Genomic DNA, 22,821 nt, shown 5'->3' with positions numbered 1-22,821 from the left:
TTTTACTCCAACGAATTCGGCAGCCAGGTCACGATGTTCGGGAATGCCGTAATTGCGATTGCGAGCGCGAAGAAACAGGCAATAAAGGGTATCACTCCCTTTATGACATCCGTGACCGATCCACGGCCGCGCACGGCCTGAACCACGAAGATGTTCATGCCTACGGGTGGCGTGATAAGTGCTATCTCGCACATGATAACAAGGAACACGCCAAACCAGAGCGGATCGTAACCCAAGGCTACTACTACCGGGAAAACGATCGGCGTCGTGGCGATCATCATGGCGAGGGAGTCCATGAAACAGCCAAGCGCCACGTAGATCACTACCAGCAGCATGATCATCTGCCAGGCCGGAATAGTCAGGCCCGCCATGGCGTTGGTCAGGAGTGCGGGAATGCCTATCACCCCCACAATGAAGTTAAGGTAGAAGGCTGCTATCAGAATGAGGAGGGTCATGGCCGATACCTTGACCGTCGACAGCGCGCTGTCGAGCAGCAGCCTGATAGTGAAATCTCCATGCAGGGCCACGAGAATGGTCGCTGCCACGACACCAAGACCCGCCGCCTCGGTTGGGGTCGCCCAGCCGGTATAGATGCTGCCCATCACCCCGATAAATATAAGAAGCGGCGGGAGTAGATCCCTGAGCCGCCGCAGGCGAGCGGCCAACGCATCGGGTGGTGCGCTCTCCGAAACGGTCGGGTCTAGCACGCTGGCGATGATCACTGTGCCCATGAACAGCGAGGCCAACAGCAGGCCCGGCACGACACCGGCCAGGAAAAGCTGCCCGATTGAAGTGTTCGTCATCGCGCCGAAGATAATCAGGTTGATACTCGGCGGGATCAGAATGCCAATTGTAGCTCCGCTGACCACTGTGCCCAGCACCCATTTCTCGGCATAAGCCTTGTCGCGAAATGCAGGGAAGGCGACCGTTCCGATGGTTGCCGCGGTCGCAACGGACGAGCCGGAGATTGACGCGAAGACAGTCGAGGCGGCCAGGTTCGTGTGCAGAAGCCCCCCCGGCAGATGCCGCATCCAGTCATCGATAGCGGTATACATCCGCGCCGTGATTCCGGCCCGGACAAGGATTTCCCCCATCAGCACGTAAAGTGGGATAGCCACCAGAAGGAAGTTGTTGAGCGTGCTCCACATCATGGTGCCGAACGGGTTGAACATCACCCCGCCGAAGTACCACCAGGATCCGAAAGCCGCCGTGGCGAAAAGCGCTGTGCCGATATGCATGCCAACAGAAAGCAGGACAAGCAGGATGGCAAAGCCGATAAGGATGGTCTCGGGCCCGGCACCAGTCATTTGGATCGCTCCCGCGCGTCTGAGGTCAGCTCGGAGATTTCGTGAATCTCCTCTTCGATATCAGTGAAACCGAACTCGGCTTCGAGAGCCTCGACGTCTGTGAACCAGAGTACGACGGCGCGCAGAGCATGAAGCGTGGCGCAGATCGCGAAGAACACGGTGCCTACAACCCAGAAGCCTTGCGGGTAGCGGATCGGCGTTTGCAGCGGCGAGTTCGCGCGCGAGTCGAACTGAAGCGTGGTCTCGAACACCGCAACTGCTTTTTGCGCAAAGAAGATCGCCACAAACGCGAGCGAGACGTAGGCGATAACGTTGAACGCGTTCTCGACGGGCTTCGGCAACCTCTTCACGAAGATGTCGATCCGGGTGAAACCTTTCTCGAACAGGACGTAGGAAAACCCAAGCGAGGCGACGATGGCCAGAACGTATCCGCCAATCTCATCAGAACCTTGGACCGAGACGCCGAAGATCCTGCGTGCCACCACATCCAATCCAATGATGAAGGCCAGTGCGAATACTGAAAGTCCAGCAAGCAGTGCCAAGAAGGTCGACAGATGGCGGAGGATCGTAAAAAGAATTCGCGTAGCGGGCATGCGCGCCTGTCCCCGTAGAGGAGCGGCGCCCCGAGGACGCCGCCGTGAGTTTCCGGTTCAGTCGGCGGTAAAGCCGCGCACCGCGCCAACCGTATCGTACCAGATGGCACCGCATTCGGGGTAGGTCCGCTCGCAGCGTTCTACCCAGTCGCTGACGATCACCTCGCTGGCGATTTCCTGCAGGCGGGACATATCGGTGTCCGAGACTTCGACCAGTTCCAGGTCGTAGGAGCCGTAAAGCTCGCTCTCACAGGATCCACCGGTGGTACACTCGATTGCCGTGCTGGAAGTTTCATTGGCAAGTGTCCAGAGCGCTTCTTCCATGGCGGCGAAGTTCTCCTCCAGCGTGGCGCGCTGCTCCTCCGGAAGACCGTTCCACCATTCCAGGTTTACCACATGCGCCTGGATCGCGCCTGAGACCGAGAGCGGCAGAAGGTGGGTGGTAACCTCCGGCCAGCGACCGGTATTGGCCGATGTGGCTGAGGTGATTCCGCAGGACGCAACGCCGCGCTGGAGTGCGGGATATACCTCGGGGAAAGCCAGGGTGATTGGCGTGGCGCCCAGGTTTTCCAGCAGCGCCGACATAGATGCGGTGAAGGAGCGAACGCGCATCCCGGCCAGATCGTCCAGTGTCTCGATGGGTTCGTTGCAGAAGAAGACCTGACCACCAAACGGCCAGACCGCGACGGCCTTCACCCCGAACCGCTCCTCGAGCCGTGCATCGAAAGACCCTCGATAGGCGTCGACCGTCTCTTCCAGACTCTCCATGTCGGTAGACACACCGATGAGATCGATCCCCTCCAGGAAAGGGTCGTCGCTGGCCACCAGGCCCACCTGGATCGAAGCGAGGTTGAATGTGCCGTCGCGCACAAGGCGCAAGCCATCCGCCATGGAAATTCCGAGTGCCTGGAACTCGTTGCGCAAGACGTTGATCCCGCTCTCGTTGATTGCCTGGATCGCCTCGAGTTCGATTGGATATTGCGCACTTTGCGTCTGGGATTGGCTGAGCCAAGATACTTGCTGTGCCGCAGCTCCCTGTGCAGCGAACACAGCTATGGCGCAGGCGGCAATGGTCGTTCTCATATGCATGTCACTCTCCTGTTGTGTTTTAGTTCTTGTTCCGATCCTGGATGGACTCGTTTCATTTCCAGAGCACCCCCAGATTCTCCGGACATGGGCGACGTCAAGGCTCCCTTGTTCTCCACGTTTCCCGCCACCCATTCCGGTCAGTTTCGTTTAGAAATGTTAATTAGTGTTCATTATTTGATCACTTTTGCGGGTGATTGTTGCTTCCTTCGTCACTCTTAGGGCTGATGCTCGAGCAAGCCCGAGCAGGCTCACTCATCTCAGCTGCGCGACGCGATCCATGAAGCGCCGTGCGCGATCTGCATCAACCGCATTCCAGGTGTTCCCATCGACCTTAAAATGCGAACCAACGATAGCTCCGTCAGCGACTGCAAGGACGTCGGATACCGTGTCGATGGTGACGCCGGTATTGGCGAAGACCGGGGTGTCCGGAAGTACCTCTTTGACCCGCTGCAGATCGGTTTGCTCAGCTGGCTGTCCGGTCAAGGGGCCTGAAACCAGGATGGCGTCGGCGAGCGAGCTAAAGACGGCGCTCTTCGCACGCAATTCGATAGGGCGCCGATCCAAGGAGTGGGCGAACTCCGCATTGATGTTGAAGAACATTTTCATGTCTCTTCGCGACATATTATTGCGCAATATCAATGCGGAAGAGGCGTCTGGCTCCCAAATACCCATGTCCGATGCGAAGACCCCGGTGAAGATCTCGCGTACAAAATTTGCGCCTGTCGCGCCACCGATGGCGGTGCTCGCGATGGGGTCCCAAAGGTAGTTAACCCCAAAAGGAAGCCCAATCTCGGGAGCCACTGCATTGATGACCGTGGTGAAGGCGGCAATACCTTCCGGAGGCGCCGTGAAGACATAGGGTCGGTCGTTCTCGTTGCCGAACATGATGGCGTCGACGCCTGCTTCCTTCAGCTTTTCGGCATCGGCAAGCGCGCCTTCTATCAGTGCGGCCATGCCGCCATCCGCGTCGTAAAGCGACGTTCCGGGCAGAGCCCCTACATGAACCATGGCAATCACGACCTTGGATCGTGAGCCGAAGATATCAAACACCATTGCGTATAGCCGTCCGTTTCTTCTGGAAAGCCCGGCCAGTGCAGGTCAGGCATTCGTTACAGTCCAGCAAAATGAACAAAAAGCAACATAAAATTACATAGGTTTACATTGGAGCATTGCCTTGCGACTAAAACACGGCCAATCTCGCTCCGACTGCAGGGGAGCAAGAGCGTGAACGTACCACAAAGGCTGGCCGTCGATCTTGATGGGAAGACGGCCCTAATCACCGGCGCTGGGGGTGGAATCGGGCGAGCTATCGCTGTCTGCCTGGCAGCCCATGGCGTACGGGTCATCGCGTCCGATCTTTCGCCAGAGCAAGCCGCAGGTGTAGCTACCAGTATTGGACCTGGACATGGATCGCTGGGAATGGATGTGTCACGCCGGCCTTCGGTCGAAGCCGGTTTTGCGGCCGCTATTCGGGACTACGGCCCCCTGGACATCCTGATTGCCAATGCTGGCGTTTCGTCCATGAACCGCGCCGTGGATCTCAGCGATGATGAGTGGGACACCAATTTCGACGTTAACGCCCGCGGGGTCTTTTTGACCAATCAGGCTGCAGCCCGCCACTTCCTTGGCGCGGGACGAAAGGGCGTGATCGTCAACACCGCCTCACTTGCCGCCAAGGTCGGTGCGCCCCTATTGGCTCATTACTCAGCATCCAAGTTCGCAGTTCTTGGCTGGACTCAGGCCCTTGCCCGGGAACTGGCACCAGACGGCATTCGTGTGAACGCTGTTTGCCCCGGTTTCGTCCGGACTGAGATGCAGCGGCGCGAAGTGGAGTGGGAAGCGAACCTGCGTGGCATGAGGGAAGATGAGGTTCTCCAGGACTACATCTCGCAAACTCCTCTCGGCCGACTGGAAAACCCCGAAGATATTGCCGGGCTCGTCACCTTCCTATGTTCGGATGCAGCCAGGTTCATGACCGGTCAGGGAATCAATGTCACTGGCGGGGTCTATATGGGATGACGCGGGATGTAGTCATTGGCCTCGATATCGGCACCACCTCCACCGCGGTTCTGGCGGCGCGTATACCATCCGAAATCCTTGCCACTGGAATGCGCCCGACAAAGCTGTCAGCTCCGCGCACCGGATGGGCTGAGGAAGACCCGGCCGAGTGGTGGGCCAACGCAAGTTCGCTTTTGCGCGAAGTCGCGGACGCGGTCGGCCCTGAGAGAATTGCTGGAGTCTGCGTAACTGGCATGCTTCCCGCGGTAGTGTTGTTGGACGAGGCCGGGAGGATTCTCCGCCCTTCCATTCAACAAAGTGATGGGCGTTGCGGTCGCGAGGTGGAGGAGCTGCGTACCGAGATCGACGAGGCCAGTTTCATTGCCCGAACTGGAAACGGTATCAATCAGCAGCTCGTAGCCGCCAAGGCGCGTTGGATCGCGCGGCACGAGCCCGAGGTCTTCAACCAAATCTCCACGGTCTTCGGTTCTTATGACTACATCAATTGGCGCCTCACTGGGCGCCGAGCAGTGGAACAAAACTGGGCACTTGAAGCTGGCTTTACCGACCTCCGCACTGGCTGCATGGAAGATGACCTCGTCGCCTTGTCCGGCCTCCCTCGCCACGCGGTTCCTGAACGTTCGGTATCCCATGAGATGATGGGCCGCGTCAGCGCAGCGGCTGCCGCCGAAACAGGTTTGGACGAAGGAGTTCCCGTTTTTGGCGGAGCGGCAGACCATATTGTGTCAGCCTTCGGGGCGGGTGTGTTCGATGTCGGTGATGTGCTGCTGAAATTTGGTGGAGCGGGTGATATCGTGGTTTCGACTCCGAAAGCTCTACCTGATCCGCGACTGTACCTTGACTACCACATCGTGCCCGGACTTTTTGCGCCCAATGGCTGCATGGCCTCGTCCGGCTCGGCGCTGAACTGGCTAACCACATTGATCGCACCGGGTGCAAACGGAGATCCTCACCAGGAACTCGATAAGCTGGCGAACGAAGTTCCTCCCGGTTCGGATGGACTCTTCTGTCTGCCATATTTCCTTGGAGAGAAAACTCCGATCCACGATCCTGCAGCGCGAGGTACGTTCGCGGGGCTAACACTCAGCCACACGCGTGGGCATATGTGGCGCGCCGCGCTGGAAGCGGTCGCCTTCGGTTTTCGCCATCACATCGAAGTACTGGCCGATATCGGGCATGCTCCAGCACGATTCTTCGCTGCCGATGGCGGCACAAGAAGCGGAGTCTGGATGCAGATCACCGCCGACGTAATTGGCCATCCGTTGCAACTTCTAAAAGCTGATCACGGATCCGCGCTTGGGGCAGCATTCGTCGCGGCTTACGGGCTCGGGTTAACTCACGACTGGTCGGATATCACGCGCCTGTCGCCTCGGGGCCACATCTTTCACCCACAGCCCGCGCATCGACAGACCTACGACGAAGCTTACGATCGGTACCGGGCGCTTTACGGCGCGCTGCAGCCCTGGTTTGCCGAAGAACGGACCTGAACATTACCGCACATTTCCTCGCCGTGAGAATCTGGTATCCCTCCCTCAGCCCTTTTGCCTGACCGAAAGCTCACCTGATGCTGGACCCTCCCAAACACGCTGATTCCCGCAAGCCTGAAAGGCTGCCTGCATCGCTGCGGCAGGCGCGGATTCTACACGCGTTTGAGGAGAGCACTTTTGTCACCATCGGCGAGTTGGCGAGGATCTTCAATGTCTCGGCCATGACGATCCGGCGCGACCTGGATGCCCTCGATCGGCAGGGGCTACTGGAACGAACCCGTGGTGGAGCGCTACCTCCAGTCAGAGATGCGCAGATGAATGAGCCGGCATTTGACATGCGCCGCCAGGAGAGCGCTGGGCAGAAGGTGACCATCGCCAAAGCCGGGGCTGCCTTGGTGGGTGAGGGAATGTCGCTGGGCATCGACGTGGGGACCACGACTCTTGCCCTTGCAGAGAAACTTGGATCAAGGCGAGATATACGCGTAATTACCAGTTCGCTGCGCGCGGCAACATATCTCGCCGGACGCGATACGCCGGTCTATACGCTGGCTGGCCAAGTGCGGACACCCGAGCTTTCAATCACCGGACCGCAAGCCGTGGACAGCGTGAAGTCTCATTTCCTTGACATTGCATTCATCGGCGTCGCCGCCTTGGATGAGTATGGTTTTTACGATTATTCCCCGGAGGACAGTGAGGTAAAGCGCGCCTTCATGGCTAATGCGGCCAAGGTCGTCGCGTTGTGTGACTCTTCCAAGTTTGAGCGGAGGGCATTTTCCCGAGTGTCTCCTTTGTCCCAGGTAAATGTCTTGATCACTGATGCCATGCCGCCGAGCGCTATCGCTGATGCGCTGGCACGGGCGAAAGTTGAAATTTGCGTGGCCTGAGAGTTCCTGCGCAGTAGCTAGAGCGTTCGAGGCGCCCACCCCGCAGATCAGGCGCTCGCTTGGCATGCCCCGAAAAGCGAAATGCGGCCGCAAAAGCCAGGCAACTCTGAGCATGCTACCGTGCAAAGCGGCTCTCATCGAGCGTGTTCACATTTCGTTCGCAACCCGGTACCCTGGCACAAAGCGAGCGGCAGGCGGTGCAATGGATACGGGCTATCTCGACAAGCTGAACGACAACCAGCGTGCTGCGGCCGTTCACGGGGTTGGCGATGACGCCATCTCCCGTCCACTGCTGGTCATTGCCGGCGCGGGCTCGGGCAAGACCAACACACTCGCACACCGCGTGGCGCACTTGCTTGTCAACGGCGCTGATCCGAGGCGGATCCTTTTGATGACGTTTTCGCGCCGCGCGGCAACGGAACTCGCCCGCCGTGTCGAGCGGATCACCGCGCAAGCGATGAGCACCGGCTATGCTGGAGAGGCGCTCACCTGGGCGGGAACCTTCCACGGGATCGGCGCGCGCATCTTGCGGGACAACGCGCTCGGGATCGGTCTCGATCCGAACTTCAGCATCCACGATCGCGAGGACAGCGCGGACCTGATGAACGTCTGTCGGCACGAACTCGGCTTCTCGAAAGCCCAAAGCCGGTTCCCCGCGAAGGGCACCTGTCTCGCGATCTATTCCCGCGCAGTGAACGCCGAGCTCCCGCTGGAAGATGTGTTGAAGCAGAGTTTTCCCTGGTGCGAGAACTGGGAGGCCGAGCTCAAGCGGCTGTTCGGATCCTACGTGGAAGCCAAGCAGGCGCAGAACGTCCTCGACTATGACGACCTCCTGCTTGCCTGGGCGCAGGTCATGGAGGATCCCGGATTTGCCGCGCACATCGGCAGCGCCTGGGATCACGTGCTGATCGACGAGTACCAGGATACCAATCGCCTGCAGGCGCGGATCCTCATGGCACTGAAGCCCGACGGGCGCGGCCTGACCGTTGTCGGCGACGATGCGCAGTCGATCTACGCGTTCCGCGCCGCGACAGTCCGCAATATTCTCGATTTCCCGAAAGGCTTCAGCCCGCCCGCGGACGTCATCACGCTGGACCGGAACTACCGCTCGACGGCCCCGATCCTGGAGGCAGCGAACGGGGTCATCGCAGGCGCGCGGGAACGCTTCACCAAGAATCTCTGGACGGAACGAATGTCCGCCGAGAAGCCGCGCCTGGTCACGGTGTCGGATGAGCTGACCCAGGCGCGCTACATCGTCGACCGGGTGCTCGAAAACCGGGAGACCGGGATGGCGCTGAAGGACCAGGCGGCGCTGTTCCGCACCTCGAGCCATTCAGGACATCTCGAGATCGAGCTGACGCGCCGCAATGTGCCATTCGTGAAGTTCGGGGGGCTGAAATTCCTCGATTCCGCTCACGTGAAGGACATCCTCGCCTTCCTGCGGTTCGCGCAGAACCCGCGGGACCGGGTGGCCGGTTTCCGGGTCCTGCAGCTGGTTCCGGGCGTCGGCCCGGTCGCGGCGGGCCGGGTGCTCGATGCTCTCGACCTGGCGCCCGACCCGCACTGGGCGCTCGAATGCGTGGCTCCGCCGCGATCGGCCGGTGACGACTGGCAGGGGCTTCTGGTTGCCCTGACGGGCAAGTCCGAATGGCCACAGGCGATCGCGCGGGCGCGGGCCTGGTACGATCCGCACCTGGACCGTCTGCACGAGGATGCCGAGAGCCGCCGCGCCGACCTCCTGCAACTGGAGCAGATGGCGGCAGGCTATCCGTCCCGCGAGCGTTTCCTGACCGAGTTGACGCTCGATCCGCCGGACGCGACGAGCGATCGCGCCGGGCCTCCACACAAGGACGAGGACTACATGATCCTCTCGACCATCCACTCGGCCAAGGGCCAGGAATGGCGGTCGGTCTTCGTCCTGAACGCGGTCGATGGCTGCATCCCGTCAGATCTCGGCACAGGCACGACGGAGGAACTCGAGGAAGAACGGCGCCTGCTCTATGTCGCCATGACGCGGGCGAAGGACTCGCTGACCCTGGGCATTCCGCTGCGCTTCTTCGTTCACCAGCAGGCGCGAAACGGCGACCGGCACCTTTACGCCGCGCGCACGCGTTTCATTCCCGAGGACATCCTTGACCGCTTCGAGCAGACCTACTGGTCTCCCGCCGCGCAAAATGACAGGCCGATGCCCCCGGCCCCGGGAACCGTCGACGTCAGTGCACGCATGCGCAGCATGTGGGACTGAGGATCGGACGGCCTGCAGCAAGATCTGCTCCGACTCCGGCCGCGCCGGGCCTGATCAGGGCGCCGGCTCTTCGGCCCCAGCCTCCGGCGCCGGAACGGGACCCCAGTCCAGGATCTCGAAGCCCATATCCATCGGGGAAGGCGAGTCATTGCCACCCCAGAACGCCTCGAAGATCGCGTCGGCCACGCTTTCCGGAACGTAGTCGTCATCGTGCCCGGCAGCGCGGGCGGCCCGGGCCGCGGCAACGTTGAAGAGATCGGCGGCATTCACCCGCGCCTCGATCTCGACGATCCACTCGTCCGCCCCAGCAGGGCGCAGCGCAATGCCTCCGAGGTCTGCGCCGATCTCGCCGGCTTCGAACGGATAGATGACACGGTCCATCTCCGCCTCGGAGAGACTGCAGGACCGGCCATCAAGGAATGTCTCGCGAAACTCTTCCTCATCGCGTATCCCGATACGGACCTGCGCGCGATGCTCACCTTCCACGAAGCGCGCCGCCGGCACCGGATCGTCCATCCCGGACGCGGCGTAGATCTCGGCGCGCGTCAGGATGCGCTCGCAAGGCAGATCGCCGAGCACCGGCTCCCCGTCTGCGCCGACAGGGCAGGGGAATACGTGCATGTCGCCATCGTCGAAGATCACGGCCTGCTTCAGCTCGCCGCGCGGCACGTTCTCGAGGGTCTCGAACCTTTCTTCCGTCTCGCCGCGCTGCGAAGCCTTCCAGAGCGCCTGGGCGGCATCGTCGATGTGGAAACGTGCACCTCTCGCGGTCTCGAACCCGTCATAGGCGCGGGCGAAGCCGTCCGCGGTGAGCTCTTCGGGCTCCTGCGGTGCCGTGGCGAGGCGTCCGGGATCGGCGGGGTCGAAGTTGACGAAGGCGCGCCTGGTTCTCATCTGTGGGTCTTCCCTTTGTCAGAATTCCGGTTCGGGTGCGGGGGCAGGGGTTTTGCCGACGGGCTCCGCCGGAGCCTCGGCGCCGACCTCGATCGAAAGGCGGGCGCGCACGGCGGCGTCGAAGATCATGGCCGCATTCGGCCAGTAGTCACTCCGGTGATTGCCTTCGAACTCGCTGATGTCGTGACGCCTGCGCCAGGCTTCGAAGCCGAGCTCGAGATGCCTCGTGAGCCCGGGGTTGGAGGCAACATGGTCCTCCGCGACACCACTGGCGATGCGCGGCGCCACGAAGTCGCGCTTGAATCCGACTTCCGCCATGTCCCGTATCGCCGTGCGATCGGCGTCGTCGGGAGCGAAGGCCCCGAGAACGAATCCCGCGATCGACCACTGGCGCTCGAGGTCGAAGGTGAACGCGCCACTTTCTTCCTGGACGTAGGGCGCCATCTGAAGGCGCTCACCCGCGGATACGGTCGCCGCGTCGACGACGATGCCTGCGCCAGCCGAGCCCTCGATCGACCATGCGCCGTGCCGCGCGCAGGGCTCGGCGGTCGCGGGAGCGCCCCAGCGGGCCTCGCCGATGGAAAGCGCGTCCTCTTTGGTCATCGAGCTCATGGGTCTGCTGCTCCGGCGTCAGGGTACGGTCCTGCGAAAATACGACGCCGACATGAAAAACGGGACTGTCCTTCATCCCGGGACAGCGGACACCGTGGAAAATGTGGAGAACTCCCTCTCTGCGCGTTGACCCGCCCCGGCGCCGGCCCCACTCCAGTTCTGTATCGGCAGGACAGAAGAAAGACCCGGCAGAATGGATACCGTGAAGATCGGCGATGTGGTGCGGCTCGAACGTGCGCGACAGGGAATGACCCAGGCCGGGCTCGCCGAGCGCGCCGAGGTCAGCAAGGGCCGGATCGAGGCGATCGAGAACCACCGCGGCCTGGAACTCGGCCTGGGCCGGGTCGTGGCGATCCTGGATGCGCTCGGCCTCGAGTTGCGGATCCATGAAAAGGCCGGATCCACCGCCACGGCAGGATAGTCCCCGATGCGCGCGCTGCCCGTCATGGTCATGCTCGCACTCGCCGCGATCGGCACGGCCGCGGCCGCACCGATCGTGCATGATGGTCCCATCCTGTCGCTTCTCGGCAAGGTCGAGGGCCCGGATGGCTATGACGAGATCAGCGGGCACTCGAAACTGCAGCCCCCAAAGCCGATCAGCTCCATGCGTATCGAGGAGGTCATCGCCTTCCAGGACCGCATGGTTGCCGCCGGCTCCGCCTCGAGCGCAGTCGGGCGCTACCAGTTCATTCGCAAGACCCTCAGGGACCTGGTCGGCCGACACAGGGTGGACCGGCGCCAGATGTTCAATGCCCGTACACAGGACTTTCTTGCCCGGATGCTGCTCAACGATTGCAACTATTACGATCCGGATGCGGACACGACGCGGATCGGCAACTGCGTCGCGACCATCTGGGCGGCATTCCCGGTGTTCACGGGACCAAAGGCGGGAATGTCCTACTATCACGGGATTGCCGGCAACCGGGCCCAGACCACCGTGCCCGTGATGCGCGCGATCATCAGCTCGAGATCCCGCCCGCCGGTCGACCTCCGCCAGGGCGGATTGCGTACACCGCGCCAGGTGGTGTGGCCGGACGATGGCCGGGTGGCCGATCCCGTTCCGCTGCGCTGATATCTGTTGATAACGCCGGAGCCGACAGGCCTCGAGAGTTGAGCCCCCGGCGGCGCCCTCCATAATCGCAAGGAGAGACATGTTCGGCCTACAGGACTGATCCGAAATGCCAGAGACTTCCCGACGCGACCTGATCATGACCGCCGCTGCGGCCCTTGCCGCCCCCGCGAGCGCGATCGCCCGTACCGGCCGGGACGTGGACCCCTGGGCGAGCCGAGCCATCAACGACGCCGAAAGAGGCTACCTGATGCTGGCCGGACGCAAGATCGCCGGCGACCTTGGATGGCCCGACTGGATCGAGACCGCGACCCTGCAGGACCACTACCGGATCCGCATGCCGGCACGCCAACTCTTTGCGTCCCGTTCGACATCCCTGCTGCCGCGCGGGACCCAGATCCTGACAGCAATGGCCCCGGCGATGATCACCTGGAAGATCCGCGTCGAGATCGTATCTCACGTCCAGCCTGGTGACGACAGCTACGCCGCGGCGATCCGCACCGAACGTCGTAGCGAGGCGGTTCGAGGCGCCCTCATGAGCCGCGGCGTAGATGGTCACCGTCTGCTCGCGACGGGACTCGGCCACCGCTTCCCCCTTGCCGAAGCAACAGCGGACGGGTTCGAGCGCAATGAACGGGTCTCGTTCCTCGTGCGTCCGCTTTGACGGGGCGCGCCGTCTCCCTGCATTTGCGGGAATGAACCGGTTTTGCAGCATTACGCGCTGTTGCCGCACATACCTCTCCCGCATGCGCGGGGACCCGATGGCATCAGTGCCGGGCCGGAAGCGCCGGATCGGCATCGATGACGATTTCATCTGACCGCGCCAGCTGGAGCACGGCACGGGCTCTCTCGTCGAGAAGGTCCAGGTCGAGATACTCCGTGGAAAGACGCCGCGTGAGATTTTCCAGTCGCGCGCGCTCTTCGCGCAGATCCGCAAGCTCCGCCTCCAGGCGCATCGTCTCGGTTCGCACCTCGGCCTTCTTCCTGATGCCGTATGCCCATGTCGCCATTGTCAGGCCCCCAGTTTCCGCGCTCCATGGCGATCTCGCGGGCCGCCTCGAAGGCGCGGCGCGACACCAGGGCGACCATGGCCTGCATGACGCTCGTGCGGTCCCAGCCGCCCTCGGGGGCGCGCAGGGGCTTGCGGATGAGCGTCCGGAGCACGTCCGAGTTTTCGGTCGATAGCGGCAGAACCGGGTGCAGGCCCTCGTGGGTGCCGGGCGCGGGTCCGGCAAGCATGTTGTCGGAAGAGAGAACCTCCACGTCCAGCCCGGTGATGCCGCAGCTGTGCGCGAGCATCTCGACATGTGCTGCGCTTTCGGCCGAGATGCCCCGGCCGGACGTCCGCGGATAGGAGATCATGCCCCGCAGGTAGGCGTCCTGCAGGCCCTGCATTGCCATGCGGACGGGAATTCCGTGGTGGCGCGCGGCGTGCGCCAGGGCGTCGGCCGTGTTGAACGGGCGCACGGTGCCGATCCGCGGGGCCACCGCGGCGCTCAGCGACATCAGTGGGCGGACGGAGCCGGGCACCACGCGCATTGCGTATCGTTGCGCCAGGTCGCGCAGGCGGGCGACGCGCGCCGGGTCTTCCGCTCCTGCCAGGGGAACGCGCGCGACAAACGGGCGGCCTCCCATGGCGGAGCGCGCCTGGAGTGTGATCTCCCCCGTTTCCGGGCGGCCGCGGAGCTTCTCCGGCGCGCGGTTCAACAGGTAGGTCGCGCCGAGGATCGCTGACCGCACCCGGCCGACCGGCGCGCCGGCGATGCGTGAGAAGGTCGCGCCGATCCAGCGATCGGTGACCGCCCGGGCCCGGCCAGGGATCGCGTCGGACGTCATCTGTACGAGAATGCGCTCGAGCGGCTGCGCCGAGGCGAGCGAGGTCCGGATGCCCCGCACGGTGATCGGGCCGGGGCGCACGCGCACGATCGCCCTCGCCCTTTCGGGGAACGCGCTGTAGACGATGTCCGCCACGTCGTAGGCGATTACGTCGCCTTCGACGTCGTCGTCGGTCGCGATGATGATGGCGGCGCCTGCCGGGGCATTGGAAACCGCCTCGAGGATGGCCCTGCGCTTCTCCGGGATCGGATGTCGCTCCTTTTCGAGCCCCTCTCCAGATGAAAGATCGATCCCTATCGGGTAGAGCTTGCGCGGGAACGAGCAGACATGACCGATCGTGGGAACGACCGTCGCGGTCATTCCCAGCCGGCGGGCGATACGGGTCCAGGCATTTGCCTTCCCCTTCGCCTCAATGAATACGACTGCCTGCATTCTCGAGTTCTCGACTATCTGAGAAATTGCATGTGAATTACCTGCGAAAAAACAAAACGGTGAGGTCTGTTGAAAACGGGGCCCAGGATCCGAAATGAGGAGCCCGGGCCTGAAAACCGAGCGCGCCCTGCGCGGGAGGCCGACAACCCGGACCACGAGAACCGAGAAAAAAGAGAAAATCATGAAGAAATTCGCCATTGCCGCCGCACTCGCCGGCGCTTTCGCCACCCCGCTCTCGGCCGGCACCGCGCTCGATGCCCAGCTCGGCCGCTATGTCGACAACCCGGCTGCACTGAGCTCGGCGCAGAAGGCCGCCGCCAAGGCGATGATCGAGAGCGAATTGTCGCGCTCCGAGATCGAGCGCCATCTCGATGTCCTGACGAACTGAGGCGTTTCGCGACGGAACAGGGCGGGTGCCCCGTAACAAGGAGGCACCAACGAAAGAGGCAGACATGCAGAACTCCAGCAAGCTTCTCGTCCTGGCCGTCGCGGCCAGCCTGATCGCCCCGGCGGCAGCTTTCGCCGAAGGAGCCGGCAAGCGCGGCGCGGGCCGGCTCGATGCCGATGGCGATGGCGCGATCACGCTGTCGGACATGCGCGCGCAGCGCGCGGCCATGTTCGACCGGATCGATGCCGACAAGGACGGGCGCGTCACCCCCGATGAGCGCGCCGCCGCGCGGAAGAACGCGCCAGAGCGGCGCAAGGCGGCCCGCGCCGACCGTCCCGAGCGGAGCGGCGATCGTACCGAGACCACCATCGCGCGGGCCGATTTCATCGCCTCGGCCGAACGCCGCTTCGCGCTGCTCGACGCCGATGGCGACGGCAAGCTCACCCGCGAAGAGATGAAGGCCGGGCGCAAGGGCCGCGCCGCTCGCTGATCCACGGATCACGTTTTTCTGGAACCCCGAGCCTTCCCGGTCCATGCTGGGGAGGCTTTTCTTTTCAGGCATTTCCAGAGCGTCACAGGTTGGCTACCGAAAGACAGACATTTCCCGAGATCGCGGCGCGGCTGCGGCGGCTGCGCCAGATCCACGACATGGACCAGACGACCTGGGCGAAGCTGAACGGCTTTCAGCGCTCTCAGTACGCGAACTGGGACAACGGCCAGAGGCGGATCCCGATCGAGGCTGCGACGGTTCTTTGCGAGCGCTACGGCGTGACGCTCGACTGGATCTATCGCGGGTCGCTCGCCGGGGTCGCGCCGATGGTTCGGGAGAAGTATGGGCTTTCGCAATGAGGTTCGCGATAGTCGATAAGGCTCGCGTCGAGGCGACACCGGGTGCGCGCGGCAGCTGCCCGGGCTGCGGCGCTGATCTGGTCGCGAAATGCGGCGATCGCAAAGTCTGGCACTGGGCCCACAAGGGGCGGTGCCACTGCGATCCATGGTGGGAGAACGAGACCGAATGGCATCGTCGCTGGAAGGGGCAGTTCCCGGCCGAGTGGCAGGAAATCCCGCTGCGGGATGCGTATGGCGAGCTTCACATCGCTGATCTGCGCACACCGTCCGGAAGGGTGGTCGAGCTCCAGCACTCGGCGATCGACAGGGGAGAGATCCTCGCGCGCACCGCCTTCCACCGATCGATCACCTGGGTGGTCGACGGGCTGCGCCGGAAGACGGACGCCGGGCAGTTCTCCGATGCGCTGTCGTGCGCAACAAAGCACAGGTTGGCCGGCGGCATTGTCTACGAGATCCGTGATGTCGACTGGGTGCGCCTCACCCGGGACTGGGCCGGCATCTCATGCCCTGTTCTCTTCGATTTCGGCGCGGGCGGAATTCAGGGCCTTGGGCCGGGCACCGAAGATCTCGATGATCTCTGTATGCTCCGCGCACGGCGTCTGTCGCAAGATGGCGCGGTCATGTCGGTGTACGGCTTCTTCCTGCCTCGAGCGCAATTCATCGCGTGCATCCGCGACGGGAAGCCGCTGCCGTGGATCGAATTCGATGGCGTGACGCCAAAGGCGATCCTGACCGAAAAGCGGCCGCCACCCGCCACACCCGCTCCAAAGCAGGAAGCCAGGCGCGCGCCACGTTCTTACGGACCAGGAGATCGCAGCTGGACAAGGATCTCACCGAAGCAAGCGGCCGAGAAGTCCGAGCCCCGGTAACCCTCCGAGCCTCAACCCGGCCCGAGAACCAGGTACCGCAGCCAGCCCATCACCTCTTCGGCCGCCGGGCCGGCGAGGCTGACTGCGCCATTGGTGAACCCGCCGTCGTTCATCGCGAAATCGATACCGACGAGCACTGCGAGCACGATGCCGACCACCAGCGCATGCTGGAGGACCCGCACCACGATGATGATCCCGAGGCCGAGGAGACCGAAGGTGATGCTGGCGGTGAAGACCTTGTCGCTGCCGCTGCCCGGAGCGTTCTGGTAGGCAAGAAAGGTCGCGTAGCCCGCGCACGCGACGAGGATCAGCGCGAAAATACGCAGAAGGCCGGTGATAGGGAGGCCAGGCGGGAGAGGCGGGCCATCGCCGCCGCCACCGCCGCCCGGGGACTTCACGAAGCCCGTGCCGCCGCAGAAGCCGCATACGAAATTGTCGACGGATCCCTTCCCGGAACAGGAGGGGCAAAGAGCTTGGGCCATGATCACGCACTCGAAATACCTTTGACCCGGAAAGCGTAGCAGGGCCGGGGCGCGGCGGGCAACCCGCCGGCTCAGGCGCGAAGGCCCCCAAGAACCGCCTCGACCTGCTCTCGCGCCTCGCCCTAGATCGCCCCACGCGCAGTGGCAATCAACGCCCAGACTAGAACAACAACGCCGACCGCCCCTACGATCTCAGGCCACCAGCCGAACTCGTAAACCTCGTGGTCTTCGTTGTTCGTATCCATGATGGTGTCCTTTCTATAGACCAGGCAACCAAAGTGCGATCGCAGGGAAGGCCATGACAAGAGCCAAGCCGATGATCTGAAGGCCGATAAACGGCAGCACAGCCAGGAATATTTCCTGAAGCGTTACGTCCTTGGGGGCCACGCTCTTGAGGTAGAAACAGGCCGGCCCAAAGGGGGGCGAGAGCATGTAGATCTGGATGTTCATGGCAAAGAGGATGCCGAACCAGACCGGATCATACCCAAGCTGTACAACCACGGGAGCAAATACTGGCACTGTGATGAAAACGATGGCAATCCACTCGAGGAAGGTTCCCAGGAAGAAGATGATCAGCATCATTACGACGATGACCATGATCGGGGGCATGTCGAGCCCGGTGAGAATGCCGCTGAGAAAGCGGGTACCACCCAAAAGGTTGTAGATGCCCACGAGGCTGACGGCCCCGATGATCAGCCACAGGATGGAGCCGGTGGTCAGCGTCGTTGCCCAGAGCGCCTCACGCACGCCTTTCGTGGTCAGCTCGCGCCTGGCCGCCGCTACGATGAGTGATCCAACCGCGCCGATGGCCGCAGATTCCGTGACTGTAGCGATGCCGCCGTAGATCGAGCCGAGAACGCCGAAGATCAGCAGGAAGGGCAGGATCAAGCCCTTTAGATAAGAGATCCGCTCGAAGAACGGCAACTGGGCTTCGGGCGCGTCATAGGCGGGGCCGATCGCCGGGTTCATCCGCACGCGGAGCAGCACGTAGGCGATGTAGAGCGACGCCAGCAGAACGCCGGGGCCAACGCCGGCGGTAAAGAGGTCGCGCACGGATACGCCCGCCTCGGCACCATAGACGATCAGTACCACGCTGGGTGGAATGAGAGTGGCCAGAGAGCCGGACGCGCAAAGCACGCCGATCGAGAGCTTGCGATCATAGCCCAGCCGGAACATCTGGGGCAGGGCGATCAGGCCCAATAGCACGATCTCGCCGCCAACGATGCCGGACATGGCGGCCAGCAGCACGGCCACGAGGCAGGTCTGCACCGCTACGCCTCCACGCATCCGTCCGCCCAGAATGGCCATGGAGTTGAAAAGCTCTTTGGCTACGCCTGATCGCTCCATGATATTCGCCATGAAGACGAAGAACGGCACCGCCACGAGGGTCTGCTTGTCCATCACCTTGGTGACGGCAGAGGTGACGAGGATGAAGCCGTTGCTTCCAAAGGCAAGGTAGGCGGTGGCGACGGAGATCAGCAGGGTGGAAGCGCCCAGCGGCACGCCGATCGCCATCAGGCCGAACAGCGCCGAGACGATGCAGAGCGTGATCAGTTCGATGCCCATCATTCGACTCCCATTCCGGCTGAGCGAGGTCGTTTTGCCGCGGGCGTCAACAGGTTGGCGAGAAGCTGAAGGAAGTAGAGCGTCACCGAGGCGACGAGCATGGTCTTCACATAGGTCGGGGCGTAGGGGTCAAAGGCGCTGCCGGTCGTCTGAGGCGCTTTGAGCACCTTTACCATCGGCCCCCAGATCATGATCAGCAGCCCGGCCACGCCGATCATCGACAGCACGATCGCGAGCTTCTTCATCCGGTTCCAGAGCGCCTCGCCCACCAGAAGCTCCATCGTGGTGACGGTGATGTGACGGCGCTGCTGGGTGACGGCACCGACGCAAAGCATCCAGGCGGTAGCGACCAGGACCATGATCGTCTCGGATGTCCACGAGGTGGGCGCGCCGAAGACGTAGCGCATGAATACTTCGTAGAGCGAGAGACCCACCGCAGCGAGGTAGAAGACCCCGCAGACCTTGCCGAGGAAGACAGAGATCTTCCCCATGATTTCAACATATGCCTGCACCGGCCCCTCCCGTTCGTGGGCAGGAGGCAGCACGGTGACTGCCCCCCGCCGTTCTTGGTGTTATTCCAGCAGCCCGATCTGCTTCATGAAGGCGTAATGCGCGTCGAGCGCCTTGCGGGCCTCGGGCGATTTCGCAGCGGTCTCCTCCCACGCTTCGGTGGCCAGAACGCGGAACTTGTCCCGCTCTTCCTGGCTCCAGTCGACCACGGTGATGTCGCCGGCGGCCTTGTCTTCCTGAACCTGCTGCTTGTCCTGCAGGTCGAGTTGACGGCGCAGGTCGTCATAGGCGGCGTAGAACCAGGTTTCGACGGCCAGCTGCTGATCTTCCGTCAGGCCGTCCCAGACGCCCTTGTTGATGACGAACTGACGCATCGCCATCGAGTGGATGCCCGGATACAGGGGGAATTTCGCTACCTGGTGGAAGCCGCTGGTCGAGTTGTTGATGTAGGCAGAGGCATCGGCAGCATCGATCACGCCCTTTTCCAGCGAGGTGAAAACGTCGCTGATCGACATGGACACCGGCGCGGCACCCGCCTTCTGGAACACGGTCGCCGCAAGGCCCGAGGGCGAGCGGATCTTGACGCCTTCGAGGTCCTCGACCCCGCGGATTTCGACCTTGGACACCAGCGCCTCTTTCGAGACTGCACCGCAACCGACGACGTGCATGGCGCCCGGCAGTACCGATTCCCAAAGCTCCTGAAGAGCATCGCGCCCGCCGCCATGGCGGCAGAAAGTCTGCACCTGCTCCGGCGAGTCGTAGCCGGCGATGAGGTCGCCCATGATGGCAAAGGCCGGATTGCGGCCGGTGAAATAGGCTACGGAGTTCAGGTCGCCGCTAAGCACACCGGCCATCACCGCCTCGGGGGTTTCGTTGCGGTCGACGATCGCATTGATCGGGAAGAACTCGATGGTCACCTCGCCGCCCGTCATGGCCGCAAGGCGCTTGCCCCACTCGTCTTCGAGGTAGCTGTATTCGTAGGCGCCGCTTTGCGCCGATGACTGGATCTTGAGAACTGTTTCCGAACTGGCCACAGTGGCAGCGAGCGACAATGCCGCCGCCGTCATGATCATCCGTTTCATTTTTCCTCCTCGCGCCCACGGCTGGGCATTTTCTGGGCCGGTTCACCGGCACGTCCGCACACTAAGGCATTTTGTAATGCGTCGGTCAATGTGTGCATTAAACTATTTGACGATGCACACATGAAGTGCAATTGTTGCCGAAATGAGAAGGGTCGGACCGGATGGCAGAGGCTGCCAAGTCAACACGTGTTGAAGCTGCCTATACGCGATTGAAGGATGAGATCCGGACCAACCGGATGCCGCCCGGCTTTCAGGCGCCGGAGCCCGAGATCGCGTTGCGGCTGGGTATGAGCCGCACACCGGTGCGCGAGGCCCTCATCCGTCTGGAGGCGGAGAGGTTGGTCGAGTTGGTCCCCCGCCGGGGTGTGCGGGTCCTGCCGATTCATCCCGAGGATATGCGCGAGATCTACCAGATCCTTACCTCGCTGGAGCCCGATGCAGCCGCCCGCTACGCCGAAACGCGCCCCAGCGACCAGGAGCTCGCCCCACTGAAGCAGGCCACTGCCGATATGGAGGCCGCACTGGTGAGCGAGGATCTCGACAAATGGGCCGAGGCAGACGATCGCTTTCACCATATCCTGCTCGACCTGCAGGGGAACCGTCGCCTGGAGGACTTCGTCCGCGCGCTTTACGTCCAGGCTCATCGGGCGCGGGTTGTCACCATGCGGATGCGCGGCCCTCCTCACCGTTCCACTCAGGAGCACCGCGAAATTCTGAACTACCTGCGGGCAGGCGACGGCGACTCCGTGCGGCGACTGTTCAAACAGCACCGCACGAGATCCGCCGAAGAGCTGCTGGCCATTCTGGAAAAATACAAGCTGGGCCAGCTTTAGGACAGAAGGAACTATCATGTCAGATAGGTTGAGCATCGCCCTCATTAGGGGTGACGGCATAGGTGTAGACGTAGCAAACGCGGCGGTCACGGTTGTCGATGCTGCGGTGGCAAAGGCGGGACTGCCGGCGCTGACCTATAGGGAAATCACCGCCGGGGCCGGCTACTACAAGGAAACCGGGCGAGATATCGAGCCCGGGGGAGAGGCCCGCGCCGGGGAACTCGACGCCATCTTCCTTGGCGCCATCGGCCTACCCTCGGTGCGCCACGATGACGGTACCGAGATTACCCCGCACCTCCGCCTGCGCGACCGATATGGCCTTTACGCAGGTGTCCGCCCGGTCAAGGCATATCCGAATGCCCCGCGCCGGCTGGCCGACCCCCGCGCGGCCGGGATTGACATGGTCATCCTGCGGGAATCCACCGAAGGTTTGTTCTTTTCAGCCGCCACCCACGGTCGCCCGAATTTTTCCAGCGATGATGAGGTTCGCGACACACTTCGCATCACCCGCCCGACCACCGAGAAGCTGTTTCACTTCGGTTTCCGCCTGGCCGAAAAGCGCAAGGCCCGTGGCCGCCCGGGCAAGCTCACTTGCGTCGACAAGGCGAATGTCTTCAACTCCATGGCCTTCTTCCGAAAGATCTTCGATGAAGTCTCTCCAAAATACCCGGACGTCGAGGCCACGCATAACTACGTCGACGCCCAGGCGCTGGACCTTATCCGCAAGCCTTGGGAGTTCGACGTGATGGTGATGGAAAATATGTTCGGCGACATTCTTTCTGACCTCGGCGGCGGCCTTGTCGGCGGGATGGGCATGGCAGCCTGTGCCGAGATCGGCGATGAGGTGGGACTTTTCCAACCCGCACATGGATCAGCGCCAGACATCATGGGTCAAGACAAAGCCAATCCGCTAGCGGCTGTGCTCTCTGGTGCCCTGATGCTCGACTACCTCGCGGAACGCACCGGCAATCAACGCTGGGCGGAAGCTGCCGAGTTCGTTGAAGTGGCGGTTCAGAGCGGCTTTGAGGAAAACCGCCTCCGGCCGATAGAATTCGGTGGTGACATGGGCACTATCGCGGTCACGAAGGAGCTGTTGGAGCTTTTGGATTGAGCCGAGACCAGTTGCTCCAATCCGCACTGCAACTTCCCTGCGCTGCCTGAAGGAAAGCGAATGTATGTCGTCACAGTGACCTTCGAGCCCCATGCCGGTCAGATGGAAGCCTTCTTGCCGCACATGCTGGAGAACGCCCGCCGATCTCTGGAAGATGAACCAGGGTGCCACAGGTTTGACGTCTGCCTTTCCGAAGACCGCAATAGTGTATTTCTCTATGAGCTTTACACCGATCTTGCCGCCTTCATGGCGCACGTCGAGACCGCGCACTTCAAGTCCTTCGATGTCGCGGTAGCAGATTTGGTCCGGCACAAAACCGTCAGGGTCTATGAGTTAATCACCAACTGAGCTTGGCCGGAAGGGGGCGAGCCGGGCAACGGCTCAGGACTGCGCGTCTATCCAGTCTGCCGCGGGATCCAGCTCTTCCTGTTCCAGAACGTGCGCGCCGGGACCTGCCAGCCATTCGATCAACGAGGCGGCCGGGCTTTCCGGCGCAACAGATACCGGGGAGGAGGGTCTTGCCGGATCGCCGATCGGGCGATCCTAGTAAGGCTGTCCCGGCAAGGAAACACGATATGCGAAAAACTTTGATAACGTAAAGAATCTTTCGCACTTTCAGATTTGACGGCTCCTTCTACAGTGAAGGAGCGACGGGATGGACGAC

26 protein-coding genes and 1 pseudogene are annotated in these 22,821 nt (G+C 62.5%); 14 read left to right on the top strand and 13 right to left on the bottom strand.

All coding sequences use genetic code 11. From position 1 onward, the window contains the following. Positions 1-2: 2 nt before the first annotated feature. The 4 genes from GE300_RS14720 to GE300_RS14705 all read right to left on the bottom strand — a co-directional run bounded on the left by GE300_RS14720 (position 3) and on the right by GE300_RS14705 (position 4,042). Positions 3-1,307: a TRAP transporter large permease gene (locus GE300_RS14720; RefSeq protein WP_154447405.1), complete on the bottom strand. Its 1,305-nt coding sequence runs from the start codon at positions 1,305-1,307 to the stop codon at positions 3-5. Beyond that, positions 1,304-1,900, bottom strand: a complete 597-nt coding sequence (locus GE300_RS14715; RefSeq protein ID WP_154447403.1) for a TRAP transporter small permease subunit — start codon at positions 1,898-1,900, stop codon at positions 1,304-1,306. The genes GE300_RS14720 and GE300_RS14715 overlap by 4 nt, the downstream gene beginning before the upstream one ends. A 57-nt stretch (positions 1,901-1,957) precedes the next feature. Next, positions 1,958-2,989 (bottom strand): TRAP transporter substrate-binding protein, encoded by a 1,032-nt coding sequence (locus GE300_RS14710; RefSeq protein WP_154447401.1) that lies wholly within the window; start codon positions 2,987-2,989, stop codon positions 1,958-1,960. A gap of 252 nt (positions 2,990-3,241) precedes the next feature. Next, a complete protein-coding gene (locus GE300_RS14705) occupies positions 3,242-4,042 on the bottom strand; it encodes a BtpA/SgcQ family protein (protein WP_154447399.1) in 801 nt (266 codons plus the stop codon). Between the two features lie 171 nt (positions 4,043-4,213). On the opposite strand from GE300_RS14705, the gene GE300_RS14700 reads away from it, so the two are divergent. The 4 genes from GE300_RS14700 (at position 4,214) to GE300_RS14685 (ending at position 9,624) form a co-directional block, all read left to right on the top strand. Beyond that, complete coding sequence (locus GE300_RS14700) at positions 4,214-5,008, top strand: SDR family NAD(P)-dependent oxidoreductase (protein WP_325063253.1); 795 nt, start codon at positions 4,214-4,216, stop codon at positions 5,006-5,008. Further along, positions 5,005-6,495, top strand: a complete 1,491-nt coding sequence (locus tag GE300_RS14695; RefSeq protein ID WP_154447397.1) for an FGGY-family carbohydrate kinase — start codon at positions 5,005-5,007, stop codon at positions 6,493-6,495. Before GE300_RS14700 ends, GE300_RS14695 begins: the two co-directional genes overlap by 4 nt. Before the next feature lie 77 nt (positions 6,496-6,572). Next, a complete protein-coding gene (locus GE300_RS14690) occupies positions 6,573-7,379 on the top strand; it encodes a DeoR/GlpR family DNA-binding transcription regulator (RefSeq protein WP_154447395.1) in 807 nt (268 codons plus the stop codon). A gap of 202 nt (positions 7,380-7,581) precedes the next feature. Continuing rightward, positions 7,582-9,624, top strand: a complete 2,043-nt coding sequence (locus GE300_RS14685) for an ATP-dependent helicase (RefSeq protein ID WP_154447393.1) — start codon at positions 7,582-7,584, stop codon at positions 9,622-9,624. Between the two features lie 54 nt (positions 9,625-9,678). Here the strand turns inward: GE300_RS14685 and GE300_RS14680 are convergent, their stop codons facing one another. Beyond that, positions 9,679-10,518, bottom strand: coding sequence for a hypothetical protein (locus GE300_RS14680; RefSeq protein WP_154447390.1), 840 nt, complete (start codon positions 10,516-10,518; stop codon positions 9,679-9,681). Between the two features lie 18 nt (positions 10,519-10,536). Next, positions 10,537-11,130: a hypothetical protein gene (locus GE300_RS14675; RefSeq protein WP_154447388.1), complete on the bottom strand. Its 594-nt coding sequence runs from the start codon at positions 11,128-11,130 to the stop codon at positions 10,537-10,539. Positions 11,131-11,323: 193 nt separating this feature from the next. Between GE300_RS14675 and GE300_RS14670 the strand changes: the two genes are divergently transcribed. From GE300_RS14670 to GE300_RS14660, 3 genes are all read left to right on the top strand, one after another. Further along, on the top strand, positions 11,324-11,551 hold the full coding sequence (locus tag GE300_RS14670) for a helix-turn-helix domain-containing protein (RefSeq protein ID WP_154447386.1): 228 nt from the start codon (positions 11,324-11,326) through the stop codon (positions 11,549-11,551). Between the two features lie 6 nt (positions 11,552-11,557). Continuing rightward, entirely contained in the window at positions 11,558-12,202 is a 645-nt protein-coding gene (locus tag GE300_RS14665; RefSeq protein ID WP_154447384.1) for a lysozyme family protein, read from the top strand. Positions 12,203-12,308: 106 nt separating this feature from the next. Next, on the top strand, positions 12,309-12,863 hold the full coding sequence (locus GE300_RS14660; RefSeq protein WP_154447382.1) for an OmpA family protein: 555 nt from the start codon (positions 12,309-12,311) through the stop codon (positions 12,861-12,863). 103 nt (positions 12,864-12,966) lie between these two features. Here the strand turns inward: GE300_RS14660 and GE300_RS23095 are convergent, their stop codons facing one another. Next, positions 12,967-13,155 (bottom strand): hypothetical protein, encoded by a 189-nt coding sequence (locus GE300_RS23095; RefSeq protein ID WP_233417048.1) that lies wholly within the window; start codon positions 13,153-13,155, stop codon positions 12,967-12,969. 235 nt (positions 13,156-13,390) lie between these two features. Beyond that, positions 13,391-14,035: pseudogene (locus GE300_RS23725) on the bottom strand (DNA topoisomerase); the annotation flags it as partial. Between the two features lie 613 nt (positions 14,036-14,648). On the opposite strand from GE300_RS23725, the gene GE300_RS14650 reads away from it, so the two are divergent. The 4 genes from GE300_RS14650 (at position 14,649) to GE300_RS14640 (ending at position 16,573) form a co-directional block, all read left to right on the top strand. Beyond that, a complete protein-coding gene (locus GE300_RS14650; RefSeq protein WP_154447378.1) occupies positions 14,649-14,855 on the top strand; it encodes a hypothetical protein in 207 nt (68 codons plus the stop codon). A 64-nt stretch (positions 14,856-14,919) separates the two neighbouring features. Next, complete coding sequence (locus GE300_RS14645; protein WP_154447376.1) at positions 14,920-15,345, top strand: EF-hand domain-containing protein; 426 nt, start codon at positions 14,920-14,922, stop codon at positions 15,343-15,345. Between the two features lie 89 nt (positions 15,346-15,434). Then, a complete protein-coding gene (locus GE300_RS23085; RefSeq protein WP_233417047.1) occupies positions 15,435-15,704 on the top strand; it encodes a helix-turn-helix domain-containing protein in 270 nt (89 codons plus the stop codon). Continuing rightward, positions 15,701-16,573: a competence protein CoiA gene (locus GE300_RS14640; RefSeq protein ID WP_233417046.1), complete on the top strand. Its 873-nt coding sequence runs from the start codon at positions 15,701-15,703 to the stop codon at positions 16,571-16,573. The genes GE300_RS23085 and GE300_RS14640 overlap by 4 nt, the downstream gene beginning before the upstream one ends. Before the next feature lie 11 nt (positions 16,574-16,584). On the opposite strand, the gene GE300_RS14635 is transcribed toward GE300_RS14640, so the two are convergent. From GE300_RS14635 to GE300_RS14620, 5 genes are all read right to left on the bottom strand, one after another. Beyond that, complete coding sequence (locus GE300_RS14635) at positions 16,585-17,061, bottom strand: hypothetical protein (RefSeq protein ID WP_154447372.1); 477 nt, start codon at positions 17,059-17,061, stop codon at positions 16,585-16,587. A 116-nt stretch (positions 17,062-17,177) separates the two neighbouring features. Beyond that, entirely contained in the window at positions 17,178-17,300 is a 123-nt protein-coding gene (locus GE300_RS23585) for a hypothetical protein (RefSeq protein WP_267905456.1), read from the bottom strand. Between the two features lie 13 nt (positions 17,301-17,313). Next, complete coding sequence (locus GE300_RS14630) at positions 17,314-18,621, bottom strand: TRAP transporter large permease (RefSeq protein WP_154447370.1); 1,308 nt, start codon at positions 18,619-18,621, stop codon at positions 17,314-17,316. Further along, on the bottom strand, positions 18,621-19,133 hold the full coding sequence (locus tag GE300_RS14625) for a TRAP transporter small permease subunit (RefSeq protein WP_154447368.1): 513 nt from the start codon (positions 19,131-19,133) through the stop codon (positions 18,621-18,623). The genes GE300_RS14630 and GE300_RS14625 overlap by 1 nt, the downstream gene beginning before the upstream one ends. A 60-nt stretch (positions 19,134-19,193) precedes the next feature. Continuing rightward, entirely contained in the window at positions 19,194-20,213 is a 1,020-nt protein-coding gene (locus GE300_RS14620) for a TRAP transporter substrate-binding protein (RefSeq protein ID WP_154447366.1), read from the bottom strand. 161 nt (positions 20,214-20,374) lie between these two features. Here GE300_RS14620 and GE300_RS14615 point away from each other — a divergent pair, with 161 nt between their 5' ends. The 3 genes from GE300_RS14615 to GE300_RS14605 are packed head-to-tail and all read left to right on the top strand — an operon-like array spanning position 20,375 to position 22,505. After that, positions 20,375-21,046: a GntR family transcriptional regulator gene (locus GE300_RS14615; RefSeq protein ID WP_154447364.1), complete on the top strand. Its 672-nt coding sequence runs from the start codon at positions 20,375-20,377 to the stop codon at positions 21,044-21,046. Between the two features lie 16 nt (positions 21,047-21,062). Beyond that, positions 21,063-22,157 carry an isocitrate/isopropylmalate dehydrogenase family protein gene (locus tag GE300_RS14610; protein ID WP_154447362.1) on the top strand — a complete coding sequence of 365 codons (1,095 nt, stop codon included), beginning with the start codon at positions 21,063-21,065 and terminating at the stop codon, positions 22,155-22,157. A 60-nt stretch (positions 22,158-22,217) separates the two neighbouring features. After that, entirely contained in the window at positions 22,218-22,505 is a 288-nt protein-coding gene (locus tag GE300_RS14605; RefSeq protein ID WP_154447360.1) for a putative quinol monooxygenase, read from the top strand. Positions 22,506-22,821 lie beyond the last annotated feature (316 nt).

This window comes from Halovulum marinum (assembly GCF_009697225.1).
Classification (GTDB): Bacteria; Pseudomonadota; Alphaproteobacteria; order Rhodobacterales; family Rhodobacteraceae; genus Halovulum; species Halovulum marinum.
Note: the sequence above shows the minus strand (reverse complement) of the source record. Positions and strands in the feature narration are given on the sequence as shown.

Excerpts from the sequence above, each read along its gene's own strand:
- GE300_RS14720 (WP_154447405.1), bottom strand. The coding sequence starts at position 1,307 with ATGACTGGTGCCGGGCCCGAGACCATCCTTATCGGCTTTGCCATCCTG.
- GE300_RS14715 (WP_154447403.1), bottom strand. The coding sequence starts at position 1,900 with ATGCCCGCTACGCGAATTCTTTTTACGATCCTCCGCCATCTGTCGACC.
- GE300_RS14710 (WP_154447401.1), bottom strand. The coding sequence starts at position 2,989 with ATGCATATGAGAACGACCATTGCCGCCTGCGCCATAGCTGTGTTCGCT.
- GE300_RS14705 (WP_154447399.1), bottom strand. The coding sequence starts at position 4,042 with ATGGTGTTTGATATCTTCGGCTCACGATCCAAGGTCGTGATTGCCATG.
- GE300_RS14695 (WP_154447397.1), top strand. The coding sequence starts at position 5,005 with ATGACGCGGGATGTAGTCATTGGCCTCGATATCGGCACCACCTCCACC.
- GE300_RS14690 (WP_154447395.1), top strand. The coding sequence starts at position 6,573 with ATGCTGGACCCTCCCAAACACGCTGATTCCCGCAAGCCTGAAAGGCTG.
- GE300_RS14685 (WP_154447393.1), top strand. The coding sequence starts at position 7,582 with ATGGATACGGGCTATCTCGACAAGCTGAACGACAACCAGCGTGCTGCG.
- GE300_RS14680 (WP_154447390.1), bottom strand. The coding sequence starts at position 10,518 with ATGAGAACCAGGCGCGCCTTCGTCAACTTCGACCCCGCCGATCCCGGA.
- GE300_RS14675 (WP_154447388.1), bottom strand. The coding sequence starts at position 11,130 with ATGAGCTCGATGACCAAAGAGGACGCGCTTTCCATCGGCGAGGCCCGC.
- GE300_RS14670 (WP_154447386.1), top strand. The coding sequence starts at position 11,324 with ATGGATACCGTGAAGATCGGCGATGTGGTGCGGCTCGAACGTGCGCGA.
- GE300_RS14665 (WP_154447384.1), top strand. The coding sequence starts at position 11,558 with ATGCGCGCGCTGCCCGTCATGGTCATGCTCGCACTCGCCGCGATCGGC.
- GE300_RS14660 (WP_154447382.1), top strand. The coding sequence starts at position 12,309 with ATGCCAGAGACTTCCCGACGCGACCTGATCATGACCGCCGCTGCGGCC.
- GE300_RS23095 (WP_233417048.1), bottom strand. The coding sequence starts at position 13,155 with ATGCGCCTGGAGGCGGAGCTTGCGGATCTGCGCGAAGAGCGCGCGCGA.
- GE300_RS14650 (WP_154447378.1), top strand. The coding sequence starts at position 14,649 with ATGAAGAAATTCGCCATTGCCGCCGCACTCGCCGGCGCTTTCGCCACC.
- GE300_RS14645 (WP_154447376.1), top strand. The coding sequence starts at position 14,920 with ATGCAGAACTCCAGCAAGCTTCTCGTCCTGGCCGTCGCGGCCAGCCTG.
- GE300_RS14640 (WP_233417046.1), top strand. The coding sequence starts at position 15,701 with ATGAGGTTCGCGATAGTCGATAAGGCTCGCGTCGAGGCGACACCGGGT.
- GE300_RS23585 (WP_267905456.1), bottom strand. The coding sequence starts at position 17,300 with ATGGATACGAACAACGAAGACCACGAGGTTTACGAGTTCGGCTGGTGG.
- GE300_RS14630 (WP_154447370.1), bottom strand. The coding sequence starts at position 18,621 with ATGGGCATCGAACTGATCACGCTCTGCATCGTCTCGGCGCTGTTCGGC.
- GE300_RS14620 (WP_154447366.1), bottom strand. The coding sequence starts at position 20,213 with ATGAAACGGATGATCATGACGGCGGCGGCATTGTCGCTCGCTGCCACT.
- GE300_RS14615 (WP_154447364.1), top strand. The coding sequence starts at position 20,375 with ATGGCAGAGGCTGCCAAGTCAACACGTGTTGAAGCTGCCTATACGCGA.
- GE300_RS14610 (WP_154447362.1), top strand. The coding sequence starts at position 21,063 with ATGTCAGATAGGTTGAGCATCGCCCTCATTAGGGGTGACGGCATAGGT.
- GE300_RS14605 (WP_154447360.1), top strand. The coding sequence starts at position 22,218 with ATGTATGTCGTCACAGTGACCTTCGAGCCCCATGCCGGTCAGATGGAA.